This window comes from bacterium (genome assembly GCA_024224155.1).
Lineage (GTDB): Bacteria > Acidobacteriota > Thermoanaerobaculia > Multivoradales > JAHEKO01 > CALZIK01.
On the sequence record JAAENP010000217.1, the window covers coordinates 20,646 to 38,087 of the forward strand.

General features: G+C 66.1%; 11 protein-coding genes. 8 read left to right on the plus strand and 3 right to left on the minus strand.

What is annotated here, in order from left to right; translation table 11 throughout:
• The first annotated feature begins 50 nt into the window (after positions 1-50).
• Together GY769_11970 and GY769_11975 are read left to right on the plus strand one after the other, a co-directional pair.
• Positions 51-611 carry a hypothetical protein gene (locus GY769_11970; GenBank protein ID MCP4202638.1) on the plus strand — a complete coding sequence of 187 codons (561 nt, stop codon included), beginning with the start codon at positions 51-53 and terminating at the stop codon, positions 609-611.
• Positions 611-2,695 carry a hypothetical protein gene (locus GY769_11975; protein MCP4202639.1) on the plus strand — a complete coding sequence of 695 codons (2,085 nt, stop codon included), beginning with the start codon at positions 611-613 and terminating at the stop codon, positions 2,693-2,695. The genes GY769_11970 and GY769_11975 overlap by 1 nt, the downstream gene beginning before the upstream one ends.
• Before the next feature lie 115 nt (positions 2,696-2,810).
• On the opposite strand, the gene GY769_11980 is transcribed toward GY769_11975, so the two are convergent.
• On the minus strand, positions 2,811-5,417 hold the full coding sequence (locus tag GY769_11980; protein MCP4202640.1) for a TonB-dependent receptor: 2,607 nt from the start codon (positions 5,415-5,417) through the stop codon (positions 2,811-2,813).
• 172 nt (positions 5,418-5,589) lie between these two features.
• Here GY769_11980 and GY769_11985 point away from each other — a divergent pair, with 172 nt between their 5' ends.
• Both GY769_11985 and GY769_11990 read left to right on the plus strand, forming a co-directional pair.
• Positions 5,590-6,573: an MBL fold metallo-hydrolase gene (locus GY769_11985; GenBank protein MCP4202641.1), complete on the plus strand. Its 984-nt coding sequence runs from the start codon at positions 5,590-5,592 to the stop codon at positions 6,571-6,573.
• A gap of 20 nt (positions 6,574-6,593) precedes the next feature.
• Complete coding sequence (locus GY769_11990) at positions 6,594-8,042, plus strand: pyridoxal-dependent decarboxylase (protein MCP4202642.1); 1,449 nt, start codon at positions 6,594-6,596, stop codon at positions 8,040-8,042.
• On the opposite strand, the gene GY769_11995 is transcribed toward GY769_11990, so the two are convergent.
• Positions 8,039-9,787 carry an aspartate aminotransferase family protein gene (locus GY769_11995; protein MCP4202643.1) on the minus strand — a complete coding sequence of 583 codons (1,749 nt, stop codon included), beginning with the start codon at positions 9,785-9,787 and terminating at the stop codon, positions 8,039-8,041. The genes GY769_11990 and GY769_11995 overlap by 4 nt on opposite strands.
• On the minus strand, positions 9,582-13,325 hold the full coding sequence (locus GY769_12000) for a hypothetical protein (protein MCP4202644.1): 3,744 nt from the start codon (positions 13,323-13,325) through the stop codon (positions 9,582-9,584). Before GY769_12000 ends, GY769_11995 begins: the two co-directional genes overlap by 206 nt.
• A gap of 123 nt (positions 13,326-13,448) precedes the next feature.
• On the opposite strand from GY769_12000, the gene GY769_12005 reads away from it, so the two are divergent.
• The 4 genes from GY769_12005 to GY769_12020 all read left to right on the plus strand — a co-directional run.
• Positions 13,449-14,483: a hypothetical protein gene (locus GY769_12005; protein ID MCP4202645.1), complete on the plus strand. Its 1,035-nt coding sequence runs from the start codon at positions 13,449-13,451 to the stop codon at positions 14,481-14,483.
• 56 nt (positions 14,484-14,539) lie between these two features.
• The gene (locus GY769_12010; GenBank protein ID MCP4202646.1) at positions 14,540-15,622 is read left to right on the plus strand and encodes a hypothetical protein; all 1,083 of its coding nucleotides are present in this window, start codon (positions 14,540-14,542) and stop codon (positions 15,620-15,622) included.
• The gene (locus GY769_12015; protein ID MCP4202647.1) at positions 15,619-17,193 is read left to right on the plus strand and encodes a hypothetical protein; all 1,575 of its coding nucleotides are present in this window, start codon (positions 15,619-15,621) and stop codon (positions 17,191-17,193) included. The genes GY769_12010 and GY769_12015 overlap by 4 nt, the downstream gene beginning before the upstream one ends.
• Before the next feature lie 82 nt (positions 17,194-17,275).
• On the plus strand, positions 17,276-17,442 hold a 167-nt coding region (locus GY769_12020; GenBank protein MCP4202648.1), incomplete at its 3' end, for a hypothetical protein.

Below are 17,442 nucleotides of genomic sequence, written 5' to 3' on the forward strand. Positions count from 1 at the left end.
TGCGACGAGCCACTCTGTATCTCTTCTTCGCGACGCTCACATGGACCGTCCTGCCCTCGGCCGCCGCCGAGGAGCTTCCTGCGATCGCGAACGCCGAACAGCAGATCGCCTCTGCCGTGGCCGCCGCTCCCGAAGACCGGCGCGAAGCGGCGACCGTTCTCGGCTACGACAGCGACGGCACCCTGGTCGAGCTGCGACGGGGCTCGAACGAGATCATCTGCCTGGCCGACAACCCGAAGGACGATCGGTTCCAGGTCGCCTGCTACCACGAGTCTCTCGAGCCCTTCATGGTTCGCGGACGCGAGCTTCGCGCCCAGGGGCTGGGGTCGACCGAAGCCCTCAGCGCTCGCCACGCCGAAGCCGAGGAAGGCAAGCTGGAGCTACCGGAATCGCCCGCGGCGCTCTACAACCTGGGCGGCTCCCTCGACATCTATGATCCGGAAACCGGCGCGGTCGGCGGCGGCCACTGGGTCTGGTCGATCTACACGCCCTACGCTACCGAGTCGTCGACGGGCTTGCCGACGACGCCCCAGGCACCGGGGGCTCCATGGATCATGCGACCGGGAACGGCTTCGTCGCACATCATGGTCGTTCAGCCGCGCGAACCTTGATGAGTCGACGGCATCCGCGCCCGAGCGCCGCCACGGTTTCGCCGCTGGCGACCGCGACGGCCCTCATCCTCCTGGCGGCTCTTTGCTCCCCGGCCGCGAGCCAGAACCGGCTGACGGTGGTCGCGGTCAGCCCTGCGGCTCGCTCGCTCGCCGCTGACGTCGACTCCTCGATCACGGTCGAGTTCGACCGGCCAGTGCTGACCTCCTCGGTTTCCCCGGCGAGCTTCTGGGCCTTCGGCCGATGGAGCGGGGCCGCGACCGGAACCTACGCATTCGGCAACGGGGACCGCACCGTGACCCTGACACCCGACCGCCGCTTCTCCGCGGGCGAAACGGTGATGGTTCTGCTGTCGCGCGACCTCCAGGCGATGGATGGCTCCTTTCTGCGGGATGCCGGCTTTTCCTTCCAATTCTGGACCCGTTCGCGTGGTGCCGGTTTCGGCTTCTCTGAGATTGACCGCTTCTCCACTCGCACCTCGCCCGAGATCACCACCCGAGCCTATGGTGGCTTCGGCTCGGACCTCGACGGCGACGGTTTTCTCGATCTCACGATCGTCAACGAGGACACCAACGACCTGCGGACTTTCCTCAACCGAGGCGATCGCTCGGGGAGATTCCACGATTTTCTCCGTCCGACCGCCGCCACCGAGAACGTACCGAGCCCGAGCGAGCCGACCGACTTCGATCGCGACGGCAATGTCGACGTCGTCGTGGCCAACACCCAGGACGACTCGGTGTCGGTCTTCCTCGGCAATGGCGATGGCACCTTCCAACCGGCCTCGCACTACTCTGTCGGCGGCGAGCCGCGCGGGGTCGCCGTGCTCGACGCGGATGGCGACGGCGATGTCGACATTGCCGCCACCTCGTTCTTCGACGGCCAGGTCGCGGTTCTCTTCAATGACGGCGCCGGCGGTTTTGCGAGCGCGAGCACCTTCGGGACCCAGCGCGGCGAGCGGGCGATCGGCGCCGGCGACATGAACGAAGACGGCATTCTCGATCTGGTGGTCGGAGCGCTGACCGCTGGTGAGATCGACGTCTACACGGGCAACGGCGATGGCACCTTCGACCGGGCCGCGACTCGGTCCGCCGGCGGTGAGATTTGGATGCTGGTTCTGGGAGACGTCAATGGCGACGGCAGCGAAGACGTGGCGGCCGTCAACAGCGACTCGAACAACGCCGCGATTCTGAGGGGCGACGGCGCCGGCGGCCTTTCGGACCCGCAAATCGTCGCCACCGATGATTTCCCACTGGCGACCGACCTGGCCGATCTCGACGGCGACGGCGACCTCGACTGGGTGACCTCGAGCTTCTTCGGCAACTGGATGATGTGGGAGAACGACGGCGGCGGCGCCTTTTCGCTCGACCGCTCCTTCCCCGCTCCACAAGCCGCCTCTTGCTCTCTGCCGATGGACCTCGACAACGACGGCGTGCTCGATCTGGTCCTCATCGACGAGCTCGAAGACGAGATCGTGTTGATGAAGAACCGGGCGGTGCTGTTCGCCGACGATTTCGAGTCGGGTGACACCAGACGCTGGTCGCGGTCTCGCGGCTCGGTCCTGGTGGTCGCGCCCGGACTGCGGGGCAGCGGCCGAGCTTTGGAAGTCACCGTAGACGGCACTCGCACTCGCTCCTACCTGCAGTCCAAGCGCCCCGCCAAAGAGGCGAGCGTAGTTGTGAGCTTCGACCTCGACGCCGCCGGACTGGAGCTCGGAGGGGGGGATGAAATCGAGATTCTTCGCCTGGGCGCCGGCAGCGGCCAGGCCAGGCTGATGCTGGAGCGCGCCGGAGCGCGGTTCCGGGCTCGCCTGTTCGCGCGCGAGAAAGGTGGCTTCCGGGAGATCGGGAGCACTCGGGTGCCCGCAAAGGGCGTGGCTCGGCTCGAGATCGAATGGTCGAGCGCCTCCGGACGATCGGTTCCGGACGGTCGCGCCGCCCTGGTGAAGCGAGGCAAGCTCCGGGCGGTCGTCGACGACCTGTCCAACCACGGCCGGGTGGTGAACAAGGTGCGGCTGGGGCTGCCCGCCGGAGCCTCGGGCGACAGCTCCGGGAGCTTCGTCCTCGACAACTACCTGTCTACGCGTTGAGACCGGTCGACACCCTTCGCTTCGCCCGAGGGCAAGCGGAGGTTGACCGCTCCCTCTGTAGAAAAAAAGGCGGCTCCCGTTCGGGAGCCGCCTTCCTGGTCGTGTACCTTGGGTGCTACCTGCCCCAGCTGGTCTCGAAGTCGTACTTGATCCGGGCGTAGTAGAACGCACCGTTGAACCCGAAGGGAGTGTACTGGCTGTAGCGATTACCGACACCCGAGCGCGCACCGACGTTCTCACTCGGGAACGTGTCGAGCGCGTTCTGGGCGCCCACAATGACGCTCACGCTGTCGTTCAGCGCATAGGCCGCCTCGAGATCGAGGACATACTCGCCGCCGTACGATGCGTCGTCTTCGGAATCGAACCAACCGTCGTAGTAGCTCGCCCGACCCAGCAGCCGCAGGCCGTTGTCCATCTTGTGGTTGGCCGAGATGGTGGCGCGGGTCTCCGGCAAGGCTTCCTGGAGCTCACGAATACGCGTGTCGTCCAGGGTGTCCGGATTGAACTTGGTGACGTCGGTCTCGGTGCTGTTTAGGAGGAAGCTGAAGTTGGTCTTTCCGCCCATGCCCTCGGGGGTATAGGTAGCTACGACATCGAAGCCCTGGGTCTCGGTGTCGAAGTCGTTGGTGAAGAAGCGGAAATTCTGCAGGTTGGCGGCGCTGGTGATGCCCTCCGAGACCAGTTGATCGACCTCTTGCTGAGTGAGCGAGAAGTTCTGGGTCAGGGTCAGGCGATCGTCCAGCTGGATCTGAAAGAAGTCGAGTGTGAACGTCCACGGTCCGTTGTCGTAAACGAAGCCGGCGGCGATATTGGTCGACTCCTCGGCCGTGAGCGGCTCGCCGCCCCTCAACTGGGCCGCCGCAGAAGACGACGGAATCGTGCCATTGTTGACCAGATCCATGAGATCAAAGTCGAACTCCGTCGACACGTTGAAGGCGTTTGACTGGCCCGGCGTGGGTGCCCGGAAACCGGTGCTGGCGCTGGCCCGAAGCTGAAAGCGATCGTTGACCTGGTAGCGGCCGGAGAGCTTGCCGTTGGTGGTGGTGCCGAAGTCCTCGAAATCCTCGAAGCGAACGGCTACGCCGTAGGTCCACTTCCGATCTGAGCTGTTCCTCTCGACGTCGCCGTAGACGGCCCAGTTGCTGCGGCTCCAGCTGCCGGCCGCGATGTCGCTGAATCCCGGAAAACCGTTGGAGGCCGAACTGAAGCCCTGCTCTGCCAGCGGGCCGATGAGGAACGACTCGCGCTGGCCGATGCCGATCTCGAACTCCTCTTCGCGCCACTCGACGCCGCCAGCCACGTTGGTCTTGTTATTGACCTGCTTCGAAACATCGAAGTTGAAATTCAACTCATCCTGCTTGTAGAGACCGGGATCGAACTCCGTCGGCGTGTCGGGGCCGAGCGAGGCGTTGACGGTGTTGACGATAAAGAAATCGACCTCGTTCGAGCCCTGACTGACGCTCGCGTCCCAGGCCAGACCACCGTTGGTCGAACCCCGGAGCCCGAGGACGATCGAGTTGTCGGTGACGTCACCGCCGAAGTTGGGAGTGAAGCCGCCGGGGAAGAGCTCCTGAAAGGAGAAGCAGTTGGGATTGGCAAAGACCTCGGCCAGCGCGGCCGGATCCGGGACGTCGTTGGTCACGGCGACGGTCGGGCAGCCGGCCGAACCGTCCAGAACACCGTCCTGGGCGTCCAGAAGATCGCCGATCAGCAGCGTGTCGCCGCCGTCGCCGCTGAAGACAGCACCGCGGGTGTTGGGATTACGGAAAAAGAACCCGCCGGTGACCGTCTTGCTGACGTAGTTGGCCTGGCCGTAAAACTGCTGGCCGTTGTTCATCACGGTCCCGAAGTTGGCCCACAGCTTGGTGTCGTCCTCGAACTCAGGCGATCCCCAGATCTGCGCGGGAACCCTCACGTCGGTGTTGCCCGCGGCGATCAGGGCGGCGGCATCGTCTCGCTGCACGCTGCGATCGGTCGGATCGGCCGAACCGAACTCGCCGCTCAGGTTGAGGAAACCGTTCGCGCCCAGCGGTATGCCGACGTTGCCGGCCACTGTGAGCGTGTCTCCGTCGCCAGCGGCATAGGCACCACTCTTGATCTCGATGCTGCCGCCTGAGCTCGCGTCCTTAAGCATGAAGTTCATGACGCCGGCGATGGCGTCCGAGCCGTACTGGGCGGAGGCGCCATCGCGGAGCACCTCGACCTGCCGCAGGGCAATCGCCGGAATCGCCGAGAGATCAGGACCCTGGGCGCCGTCGGCGACGCCGTTGCCCAGCCAAGCGATGACCGCCGCGCGGTGGCGACGCTTGCCGTTGACCAGCACGAGGGTGTGGTCGGGAGCCAGGTTCCGCAGATTGGCCGGGCGAACGACCGTGGCCGCGTCGGCAATCGGCTGCATGTTGACGTTGAAGGAGGGAGCTACCGTCCTCAGGAGCGTGGTGACGTCCGTTTCTCCCTGGTTGGTGAAGTCTTCGCTCGAAAGCACGTCGATCGGCACCATCGATTCGACCACCGAGCGCGGTTGCGCGCGGGTGCCGGTCACGACAATGACGTCGGAGAACTCTTGGGCTTCTTTGGCCTCGGTGGTTTCAGCGGCGTCGCCCTCGGCTTGCTCGGTGCCCTCGCCCTCGTCCTGCGCGTACGCCTGCGGCGCGACACCGGCTGCGAGAATCAGGGCCAGTCCCGTCACCAAGAGCGTATCTCTGAGTCTGCTACGGTTCATTATGGCCTCCTCCGTAAAGTTAGACTCGGAGCCTGAACCGGGAACAGCCCGGAACCGACTCGTCTTATCTAGGTTTCTCGAATCGGATATTTGCATGCCTTTGCAGACCGGTCAACCCTTTTGGGCGGGAGAACCCCCGTATAGATGGGTGGCCTCGCGGGCTATCGCCGCCGTGATTTTCGCCAGCCTGTGCCTCGGCTGCCGGCTCGAGGGGCCGACGCCCTCACCGGCGGTATCGGACAACGAGCAGGTCCTCAATCGCGGCGGGGGAAAGGACCGCTGGTGGGATGCCCTGCCCCGGGCGGCCTGGTCGGAGTTCCCACGAGTCGAGCAGAGCCAGGACTGGTTCGAGGTCTACCGGATCCGGGCCGGAGTGCTCGCGATCTACGAGCCGGGTCAGTTCGAGGAGGTGATCTCGTATCTGATCGTCGGTTCGGAGCGGGCTCTAGTCTTCGACACCGGGCTCGGGATCGGAGACATGCGTCGCGTGGCCGGAGAGTTGACCGACAAAGAGATCGTCGTCCTCAACTCGCACACCCACTATGACCACGTCGGCGGCAACCACGCATTCGACACCGTCTACGGAACCGATCTCGAGTACACCCGGGCTCACGCGCAGGGGCGCTCCCACGAGGACATCGCCGAGTTCGTCGGGCCGGGTTGGATCTGGAAGGAGACTCCGGACGGATTCTCGACCGATGGCTACGTGTCGCGCCCTTTCACGATCTCGCACGCGATCGAAGACGAGCAGGTCATATCCCTCGGCGACGTCCGGATCGAGGTGTTGCTGACCCCCGGGCACGCCCCTGACTCCCTTTGCCTTCTGGACCGGAAGCGCGGACTGCTTTTCACGGGTGACACCTTCTACCCCGCTCCCCTCTATGCTCACCTGCCGGGCGCGAGCTTCAGCGACTACGCCACAACGGCCGAACGCCTGGCCGGCCTTGCCGACTCGGTGGAGATCGTTCTACCGGCGCACAACGAGCCGAGCCTGCCGCCGAGCGAGCTCGTCCGATTCCGAGACGCCTTTCGGGAGATGCAGGAGGAGAGCGCTCCGTTCATCCTGACCGACGGCAACCGGGAGTACGACTTCGGTCGCTTCTCGATCGTGGTTGCCGACCCACCGCCATGGCAGGAGAATCGAGATCCGCGATGAGCTCGCCGGGTGAGACGCCCATGAGCCTTCGACGCTATCTCGACGCCGCGACCGATCGAGTCGACAGGTTCAGGACCAAGATTCGGAAGACCGCCATCACGCCGACGGTCTCTGCCGGCGTGGTGCGCGAAGGTCTGGCCGAACGCTATGGCGACTTCTCCCGGCCCTGGCCCGCCGAGCAACTGGTCGAGGACGTGAGCTCGATGATGGCGAGCTGGAACGTTCATGTCACGCACCCCAGGTACTTCGGCCTCTTCAATCCGAACGTCTTCCCGGCCTCGGTCGCCGCCGATGTGCTGGTCGCGGGCTTCAATCCCCAGCTCGCGGCCTGGTCGCACGCACCGGCCGCGAACGAGATCGAGCGGTACACGCTGCTCTATCTCGCCGGCCGCCTCGGCTTCGATCCCGACCGCATCGCCGCCACCTTCACGACCGGCGGCGCGGAGGCCAACCAATCCGCTCTGCTCGCGGCCTTGAACCACGCCTACCCGGAGTATTCAGAGCTCGGTCTGGCCGAGTCCGGACTGGCCGAGTTCGGCCTAACTCGCCCCCCCGGGCCACCGGTCGTCTACGTATCTTCCGAGAGTCATCACTCGATCAAGAAGGCGGCCATGACCAGCGGTCTCGGGAGTCGAGCGGTGCGGACCGTCCCGACGGATGACTCCTTTCGGCTCAGTGTTCCCGCTCTACGCGAAGCGATCGCACACGACCGCTGCGAGGGCCGGCGGCCGTTACTGGTCGTCGGAACCGCGGGCAGCACCGGCGGCGGCATCATCGATCCGCTGGCCGAGCTGGCCACTGTCTGCGCGCAGGAAAAACTCTGGTTCCATGTCGACGCGGCCTGGGGCGGTGCCGCGTGTCTTTCGCCCCGGCTGCAGCCCGAGCTCGCCGGGATCGAAAGGGCCGACTCGGTGACCTGGGACGCGCACAAGTGGTTGTCGGTGCCGATGGGGGCTGGCATGTTCTTCTGCACCCACCCCGAATCGGTCCGCAGGGCGTTCGCCGTGGCCACACCCTATATGCCGGTGGACATCGAAGACACCGCCGACCCGTATACCTGGACCATCCAGTGGACCCGCCGCCACATCGGCCTCAAGCTCTTCATGAGCCTGGCGGCGCTCGGCTCGGAGGGCTACCGGGACGCGATCGAGCACCAGGCCGCAATGGGAGAACTGCTTCGCCGCGATCTCGACGGCCGCGGCTGGCGGATCGTCAATCGCACGCCTCTGCCGGTGGTCTGCTTCACCCGGCCGGAGATCGAGGACGGAAGCACGTCCGCCGAGAGCATCGCGGGTCGGCTCGCAAAGGACTTCTGGATCTCACCGGTGCGATTGGGAGCGAACGACCCGGTTTTGCGGGCCTGCATCACCAGCTACGAAACCAGCGCCGGGGACGTCCGGGCGCTCGCCGAAGCGGTGACGATAGCGGCCGCCCAAGCTTCGCAGCCGAATCAGCATCCGTCGGACTAGCCCGAACGCCATGCCCGTGCTATCTCCTCGATGGCGAGCTCGATGTCGTCATCGGTCGTGCGCCACGAGGACACGCTCAGCCGAAACACCGGCTTGCCGTTCCACTTCGAGGCGCCGAACCAGATCTTCCCACCGTCCTGCACACGCTCCAGAAAGCCGGCGACATCACCGTCGTCTGGGAGCGTCGCCAGAACTTGATTGAGCACCACCCGATTGAGAATCACCACACCCCGCTCGGCCAGGCCCCGGGCCAACCTCCTGGCCTGCCGGCAGTGCCGCTCGACCATCTCGCCGACACCTTCCCTGCCCAGGCTGCGTAGCGCGGCCCAGATCGGCACGCCCCGGGCGCGCCTCGAGAACTCGAGCGTCAGGTTCTTCTGAGCCCGTGGCTCCGCCGTCAAGTACACCGCATCCGACTGGAGCGTGTCGCTCAAGGCGGCGGCGTCTCGACAGATCGCGACCGCGCCGTCGTAGGGCGTGTTCAACCACTTGTGGCCGTCGGTGGTCCAGCTGTCGGCTCCACCAACGCCCTCGGCCAGACGCCGGGTGGCCTCCGAGGCCCGCGCCCACAGGCCGAAGGCTCCGTCGACGTGGACCCAGGTCCCCGCCTCTTTCGCCGCTTCGACCAGCGGCAAGAAAGGATCGAACTCACCGGTGTTCACCTCGCCGGCCTGCAGGCAGAGGATCGTCCGGTCGTCCAGCTCGGGCAGTCGAGCGGGGTCCACCCGGCCGAAGTCGTCGGTCGGGGCGTCGATCAGCCGGCGCTCGCCGAAACCCAGAACCCGCAGCGCCCGACGCATGGTGATGTGCCCGGTCTCCGAGATCACGACGCGGACCTCGGGAGCTCCGGCCAGTCCGTCGCCGTCGAAGTCCCAACCCTGGCGGCCGAGAAGAGCGCGCCGGGCCGCGGCGAGGCACGCCAGGCCGCAAGCGGTGGCGCTGGTCCCGAAGCCGACCGCGGACTCGGCCGGCAGATCCAAGATCTCCAGAAGCCAGCGGCCGGCCACCGATTCGATAGTCGCCGCCGCCGGTGAGTTGATATACGACGAGGCGCATTGGTCCCAAGCGGCCGTCAATCGCTCGGCCGCGGCCGCCGCCGGCAGCGTCGCGCCGATCACGAATCCGAAGTACCGAGGCCCGTTCGTCGCCGTGGTTGCCGGCGAGCCGAGCTCGTCGAGGAGTCTCAGCGTTTCGGCGGGATCGGAGGGATGTGGTGGCAGCGGCTCCTCGAACCCGCGCAGCGCGGCGCGCGCCTTGTCGCCCGGGAAGACCGCGCGCCGGTCGATCCCGCGCAGATAATCGGCCGCGCGCCGATCGGCCTCGCCGAGCAATTCCAATTCGTCGTCGTACACGGTTTCCTCCAGTCTTGCACTCAGCACCGCAAACACTCGCCGGTTCGCAAGCCGCAGACTCTCACGAGAGGCGTGCCAGTCTCCACTACTCCCGACTACCCTGAGACACCATCCGGCGATGCGCTCGGCATCTCTCGGGCTCGGTTTTTTCGCGAAGGCGTCTAGATCCCCGTACTTGGCGGCCCGGTCACGGCAGCGGGTGGCAGCCGAGTCGAGAGCCGGTTGCCGAGTCCCGGAGCAAGATCGCCTTGCCGCCCTCGGCGCACCCTGCCTCGCCGAGCACCACCGTCTCGAATCCTCCGGAGCCGTCGAGGTCGCCAAGAGTGGCGAGATCGAGCGCCAACAGCACGTCGCCGAAGACGGCAGCGCCGAGCTTGCGCCCGGAGAAAGCATCTCTGGAGGAGACGCGAACCTGCCGATCGGAGTTCCGCACTCGGAGAACCGAAACAGCCGGCCCGACCGAGCCCTTCCGGCCCGGCGCGGGCTCCAGATCGAGCGCCCGGTATTTCTTGCCGAACCGCATCGTCTTGAGCGTCTCACCGCTTTGAAGGTCGACGGTCAGGACTCGGACTGCGCCCTTCGTTTCCCTCTCGACGAGTACCGCCGCCCGCCCGGGAGCATGCGGTCTCTGCTGGACAGTCTCGAGGTCCACCGGGATGAACCCTTCACGCAGGCTCCAATCGGCCTCGAGAGAGCCGGTCTCCGGATCGACCGCCAGCAACCTCGCTCGATCCCCCGGACCCGACTGACCGAGCACGACAAGCATTGGCCGACCATTGCGCTCGAGCGCCGGCGCCACCTCGAGATCCAGCGCCTCGAAATCCTCGCCCAGCGGGAGCTCGAGAACCCTGGCGCCGGCAAGGCTCGTCACGGTCAACCAACTCGGCTGTGCCAGACCGCGACGGCTGAGAACCGTCAGTCGAGGCGGACCGCCGCCCCCACCCGGAATCACCTCGAGGTCCAGCGGATGGTGATTGCGCCGCTGGCGCAGAGTCGCCAGCAGCTCCCCGGTCAGTGCGTCGCGCACGAAGACGCGCATCCGGTTGCGCTTGCGGGCCAGAATCGCCAGCTCGGCTGTACCGTTGCCGTTGACATCGGATAGCGGCTCGAAGTCGACCGCACTCCAACCCCGCCGAGGTCCGAGTAGCGTCTCGAGGATCTCCGCACCCGAGGCCGCGTCCCGCACGATGACGTTCGAGAAGAGTCCGGCAACCTCGTCGCTGCCGAGACCATCGAGATCCGGGACCGTGGTCAGTTTGCCGGCTTCCCCGCCGGTCGATCCGGCACCGACGACCCAGAGCTCGCGACCGTACCTGTTCGATGTGGCATTGAAGAACAGGTTTCTTCCCGCCGCCGTGAAGTCCGACGGGCTCGAGTCTCCGTCGCCGGCCTGGATATCGGCCACGAGAACCGTGCCTTTCCTCGTGCCCTCGCTCCGCCAGAGCTCGTTGCCGGTCGCCCGGTCTCTGGAGGCGAGGTAGAGATGGTTCCCGAAGGCCTTGGCTGGAGCGAAGAACGGTTGAACCGCGGCACTCACGAATCGAGTCTCGCGACCGGCGCCCCGGGTCTTCCAGAGCTCGCTTCGGACCAGCCCGTCGGGCTCGGTGGTGGCGACGACGAAGAACATCGTGCCGTTCACGCCATCCAAGGGCCGAGGCGACGACGATTCCGGTCCTGGAGCGAGATCCGCGACCATCGAGGTTCCGGCTGCGGTTCCGTCCGTCTGCCAGAGCTCGGCGCCATGAACGCCGTCATCGGCTTGAAAGAAGACCAGGCCATCGTGCTCGACCAGATGACCGGGATGCGAAGAGCCCGGACCCGGAGCGATGTCCTTGACGACGAAGGTGCCGGCGCGGGTGCCGTCGGTCCGCCACAGCTCGCGCCCGGGCTCGCTGTCGCCCGGAACAAAGAGAAGAAGATTCCCAAACGGCAGGAACTCTCCCGAGAAACCCTTGAAGCTGCCCAGAACGTCGATCTCCGCAATCGCGAACGTGCCCCGCGGCGTGCCGTCGCTGCGCCAGAGCTCCAGGCCGTTACTGAAGAACACCAGCTCGCCCACCGAAGCCTGCGGTAGGGGGCAGCTCGGACTGCTGAACACCGCGATGGTGCCCTCGAAGCTGCCGTCGCTGCGCCACAGCGTGCATTGCTCGCCCGAAAAATGACTGAAGTACACGAAACTCTCGGAGCCGACCAGTGGCGAGAGGCGGCTCGACGACCCCCTGTGAACCTCGTTGCCCGGGACGATGTCCATCACCAGTCGCGTCCCCGAGGTGGTGCCGTCACTCGTCCAGAGCTCCTCGCCATGGACACCGTCATTCGCGTAGAAAAACAGCCGGCCGCCCGCGGACTCGATATCGAACCCGAAGCCGTCGCCCGCCGGGTTGATGTCGCGCACCATGAAGGTGCCGGCGGCGGTGCCGTCACTGCGCCAGAGCTCGCGCCCGTCGCCGCGGTCCTCTGACGCGAAATAGAGGATGCCACCGAGCTCCAACAGCCCGGCGGCACCCCCGTCGAGGGTCCCCTTGGCATTGATATCCCGCACCAAGGCGGTTCCGGCCTCCGTTCCGTCGGTAGCCCAGAGCTCCCGCCCATGACGGCCGTCGTCAGCCGAGAAGAGGACTCGACCTCCGAACCGAAACAGGTCGAGGGGCTCCGACGACTCGGAACCGACGGAGATGTCCTTGATTCGGACCGTGCCTGCGGCGGTGCCGTCGCTCGCCCAGAGCTCGACGCCGCGATCGTCGCCCTCGCCGGCAAAGACGAGCCTGCCAGCGAACGCCAGAGCCGGATCGGGCAGGTAGCCCTCGGCCGGCTGCATCTTGCTGACCAGGACGGTTCCGGCCTCGGTGCCATCACTCGTCCACAATTCGGGATCTTCGAAGTCTTCGCTGCGGGCGAAGAAAAACGCGGTCCCGTCGACGCCGAGAATCACCGACGGAAACGAGCTGCGCTCCCCGGGTCTCAGATCCTTGACCAGGACGGTGCCGGCTTCGGTGCCGTCGGTCTTGTGAAGCTCGGCGCCGGTGTCCGGGTCCTCGGCCGCGAAGAAGAGCGCGTCACCCACGGCCGAAAAACCGCCGGGGAAGGACCAGCGCGGCCCCGGGTAGATGTCTCGCACGAGAACCGTGCCGGCCCCGGTGCCGTCGCTTCTCCAGAGCTCCTGACCGTGCTCGTCGTCTGCCGCGGCGAAATAGAGCGTGCCGCTCCAGTCGTAAAGATCGTCGAGCCGCGAATCCCTCTCGCCCGGATAGATGTCCTTGACCAGACGGGTCCCGGCTTCGGTCCCATCGCTGACCCACAGCTCCTCGCCGTGGACGCCGTCGTCGGCCCCGAAGAAGAGCCTCTCGCCGGAAGCAGTGAGCCGGAACGGACCCGATGCGAACTCGTCTCCGCTAAAGATGTCCTTGACCAGGACCGTACCGGCGTGGGTGCCGTCGCTCTTCCAGAGCTCTCTGCCATGTATTCCATCATCGGCCAGGAAGAACAGCGTGTCGTTCACCGCCACGAAGTGCTCCGGAAACGAGGGCTCCGGACCCGGGAGGATGTCCTTTACCAGAACCGTGCCGGCCTCGGTCCCGTCGCTCTTCCAAAGCTCCTTCCCGAACTCCTCGGTGTCGGGCGAAAAGAAGAGGGTGCCGCCGGCGTTGGCCACGTAGAAGGTCTCCGAGGGTGTAGGTCCGGGCCAGACGTCTTTGACCAGGGTGGTGCCTTCCTCGGTGCCGTCGGTCTTCCAGAGCTCGCGGCCGTGATCCGGCTCGGAGGCCACCAGATAGATGTGGCCACCCATCTCGGCCCGGAGAAAAGCGCCCGAACCGTCGCCGGAGGTATTCAGATCCTTGACCAGCCGAGGAGCCTGCCCGAAGCTCGAGCCCGCGCTGGAAAGCGACAGAGTCGCAAGCAGGACCGCAGACCCTACGCGGCTGCTTCCCATCTCTACCTCATGTACACCCTAGCATCCGAATCTGGCGAATCTGGCGAACCTGGCGGACCGGGCGGACCGGGCGGACCGGGCGCGCCGGTTCGCCACGGTAATGATGAGATACTCCGCAGTCCGATGCCGCGCCGCCTGCCCATCATCATGGCCCGGGTAGCGGTGTCCGCCGGCGCCGCCGGGTTGGCGATCCTGGTGGCCGAGCTCGTCGTGCGGCTGATCGCGCCGGTCCCGGATCCTATTCCGCACTGGCAATGGGAGGCCGTGCCCGACAACTCGCACAGTACCTACACGGTGGACGACGATCTCGGCTTCCGGCCGGTGCTCGGTTCGGGGGAATACTCGGACTTCGGCACCGTGGTCAACCACTATCCGCTCGCCAAGAGCGCGGGCACGACGAGGCTGCTGTTTCTCGGTGACTCGGTCACCCACCGCTGGCGCATGCAGGAGATCTTGGTCAACCGGTGTCGAGACAGCCCGGTCGAGTTCTGGAATGCCGGGGTCGAGGGCTTCAACACCGGCCAGGAGGTCGAGTACTACTTGCGCTGGAATCATCGCGTCGAGCCGGATCACGTCACCCTCGTCTTCCACAACAACGATTTCGTCGCCACGCCGGTCCTGTTTCGCGACGACGACGACGAATTGGTGGTAGTCAACCCGCACGCCTATCTGTCGAAAAGGAACGTCGCCCTGGCGGGCTGGAGCCATCTCTACCGCCACTACCTGCGGGCGCGGATCTCGCGGATGCTCGAGAACGACCCGATCACCACAGAGAAGGAGACCCGGGCCGCGCTGAGTGAGCTGAAACGCGATCTCGACGCGAACGGCATCGGTTTCAACATCATCCTGGTGCCGGTGTTCAAGCCCCTGGAGGACTGGACCGCCTACGAGAAGCGGAGCCGGGCGCTCAGTCTCGAGATCTTCGAGGAGCTCGGGATCCCGTTCTACGACCTGATCGAGCCCTTGAAGTCCGCGGTCGGTGAGGGAATCGTGCTGACCGAGAGCCCGGGCGACATCTGGCACCCGAGCGATCAGATCGCCCGCCGTTCGGCGCGTCATCTGATCAGGAAGAACTACCTGGAATCCGTCCTGGGTCCGGGCGGCTGCAGGGCCCCATCGAGCCCTGCCGACTTGCAACCCGTGCCCGAGCCTCAATAGAGTAGCTTGCGGGGGCAGGCGGCTTGGGGACTGGCCTCGAGTTTGCGACGTCGCCGATGACCCTTCTCTCCCCACCCACCTCCTCCCCGATGCGCTCGATTCTCATAGGCCTCGCCGCTCTCTTGACCGCCGCCGGACCGATGGCGGCTCAGCACCGCGTGATCCAGTCTCCGGAAGGCCGGGGATTGACCCTGGTGGAGACCCTCGAGGGTTACCGGATCGAGGAGCCGGCGGGCCCGACAACCGCAGTCGAGGTTTCCCAGGGGACAACGCTGTCGGCCTTTCATGAGCTTCCCGGCGGCTGGATCGCTGCCGGACACCGCTGGACGGACGCCGGCTACCAACTCGTGCTGCTGCGCCAAACGGGCGGCGAGGTCGAGCGGCTCGAGCCTCCGGCCAAAACCATGGAAGCCTTTCGCATGGCGCCGGCGCTCTTGCTCGAGAAGGGCGAGCTCACCGGACTGGCCTGGCTCGAGGGCGACGGCGGCGAGAGGAACGCGGTGATGGCTTCGCGCTGGACCGGAGTTTCTTGGGAACCGGTCGAGACCGTCTCGCCGATGACCGGCGAAGCCCAGCTGGCGCTGAGCGGAGCCGTCCTGGGAGACGGCTCGCATCTGCTGGTGTGGGCGGCGGTGGACGCGGGCGACGACGAGGTCTTCTGGAGTCGCCACCAGAACGGCGGATGGAGCTCACCGGCGAAGCTTCATCCGGAGAACACCGTCCCGGACATCATGCCGAGAGTCGTCGCGGTCCCGGGTGGCGCGCTCGTGGCCTGGAGCCAGTACGACGGCAAGGACTACCGCCTGCACCTCGCGCGCTTTGCCGACGGCTCGTGGATCGATGCCGGCATCCCCAGTGAAGAGGGCGCGATCCATCCGACCCTGTTCCCGACCGCTCGCGGCGCCGGGTTTCTCTACCAGACGGCGACGCCTCGCTCCTGGGCGCTGATCGAGATCGACGCCGACGGCCGGCTGAGGCGCCGGGCGGCGATGAGCCGGTCACCCGGGGAAGCGCGGCCGCTGGTTCTGAGCGACGAAGAGACCTCGGTCCAACTCCGTTTCGTGACCGAAGTCCCGGCGAACGAGGTGGTGTCCGACGAGCTGCCCTGGCGCCGGATCGATTGGATCGAGCAGCCGTGAGGAACTTCGGAGTAGCTCTGCTGGCTTGCCTGGCCCTGGTTTCCATGACCGCTCCGGGCGCGGCGGCGACCGACTACTGGGCCTTCGGCGACAGCATCACCCGAGGCGGTACGCCCCCAAGCCCCGCCTTCCCATTCGGGTTTTTCCTAGACTGGCCCGCCGGTCTCGATTGCACGATCGCAGCTACCAGCTACCCGACAAAATGCGGCTATCACTGGCGGCTGGAGAACGCTCTCGCCCTGGCCGGCATTCCCAACGACGTTTTCAATCGGGGCGTCGCCGGAGAGGGCACCCCTGCCGCTGTGAGCCGGATCGAGCTTGCCGGCGAGCCCCTCGAGACCAGCCGGTGCACGGACTCGAACGCGGGCGACGTGCTGCTGCTGATGGAGGGCACGAACAACGTCTCGGCAATCCTCGCTGGCTTCCCCGGCATCTCGACCACGACGACCAAAAACGATCTCGGTGCGATGATCCAAAAGGCGACCGACAAGTGCGTCCACAGCGTGGTTGCCAGCACGATTCGCCGACTGCTGGCCGGGACGCCACTCGGCACCTGGACGGGCGATCCTCTCGAGCCGGTGACCCTGGAGCTGAAGAACAAGATCGTCGCCCTCGCCGGCGAGAAAAACCGGGCCTACGTCGACGTCTGGACGGCGCTCTGCCCGAACCAGGCCTGCTACAACGTGCGCTTCCACGCCCGGCTCGTCCCGGGCGACCCGGGGCACGTGAACCAGAACGGCTACACGACCATGGCCCCCATCTTCCAGGTCCCGATCACGTTGACACCGCTGCCCGGCGCGGCGACCCTCACTGGGCCCTCGGGCGACGTCACCGACAGCACGCCGCTCTTCAGCTGGAACGAGCACGCGCACTCCGACTGGTACTTTCTCGAGGTCGATGGCGGTACCGGCTATGAGCGGTGGCACCCGGAAGAGGACATCTGCGCCGGCGGGGTCTGCTCGTTCGACCCGATGTCGGCCCTCGCCGACGGCGACCATACCTGGCGGGTGAGAACCCGCAATCTCCGGGGAGTCGGAAGTTGGAGCGCGAGCGGTGCCTTTTCGGTCTGGACGGCGCCGCCCGCTGCCAGTTCTCCGGGCTATCCCAACACGGACGTTTTCGACACCACACCGATCTACGAGTGGAGCGAGGTCGCCAACGCTACCGAGTACGACCTCGAAGTGGACACCAACCTCATCCAACAGACTTATCTCGCGTCGAACGTGTGTTCCGGCGGGCTCTGCTCGGCCACTCCGGCAACGGCGCTCGCGGTCGGCCCCCACTCGTGGCGCGTTCGGACCCGCAACCCGTTCTCCAACGGCCCCTGGAGCGGCACCAGCGCCTTCGAGGTACTCGCCTGCTCTCCGCTAATCAACGATCTCCCTGGCGCCACCGTCAGCGGGACTCTGCTGGAGAGCGCTTGCACGGAGCTCATTGTGGGCAATCTGGGCGCCTACACGGTCGCGGCTCCGGGCGGTGACGTGACCTTCCACGCCGGCGAGACAGTCACGATTCACAACGGTTTCACCGTCGAAGAAAGCGCCCGTTTCACGGCCATCGTCGACAAGTAGACCACTCACCGCCACAGCCGATCAGAAGAAGTCAATTCATCGGTCTCGACGATAGGTCGACCAGTCAACTGAACGTCCCCGCATGCTGACATCCGCTCTGCGCGCCACCCGGACCGCCGGGCTGATCCTGCTGATCACCCTGGCCCTTTGCGTCGCCGTCCTGGAGGTCCTCGGACAGACCCGGCTCGGCGATATCCAACCGCTGATCTACTTCCGGGCCCTGACCCACATCGTCAAGGTCGACGTCGA

Coding starts and splice junctions, on each gene's coding strand:
- GY769_11975 (MCP4202639.1), top strand. CDS start 611: ATGAGTCGACGGCATCCGCGCCCGAGCGCCGCCACGGTTTCGCCGCTG.
- GY769_11980 (MCP4202640.1), bottom strand. CDS start 5,417: ATGAACCGTAGCAGACTCAGAGATACGCTCTTGGTGACGGGACTGGCC.
- GY769_11990 (MCP4202642.1), top strand. CDS start 6,594: ATGAGCCTTCGACGCTATCTCGACGCCGCGACCGATCGAGTCGACAGG.
- GY769_11995 (MCP4202643.1), bottom strand. CDS start 9,787: ATGCTTTCTCCGGGCGCAAGCTCGGCGCTGCCGTCTTCGGCGACGTGC.
- GY769_12000 (MCP4202644.1), bottom strand. CDS start 13,325: ATGGGAAGCAGCCGCGTAGGGTCTGCGGTCCTGCTTGCGACTCTGTCG.
- GY769_12005 (MCP4202645.1), top strand. CDS start 13,449: ATGCCGCGCCGCCTGCCCATCATCATGGCCCGGGTAGCGGTGTCCGCC.
- GY769_12010 (MCP4202646.1), top strand. CDS start 14,540: ATGACCCTTCTCTCCCCACCCACCTCCTCCCCGATGCGCTCGATTCTC.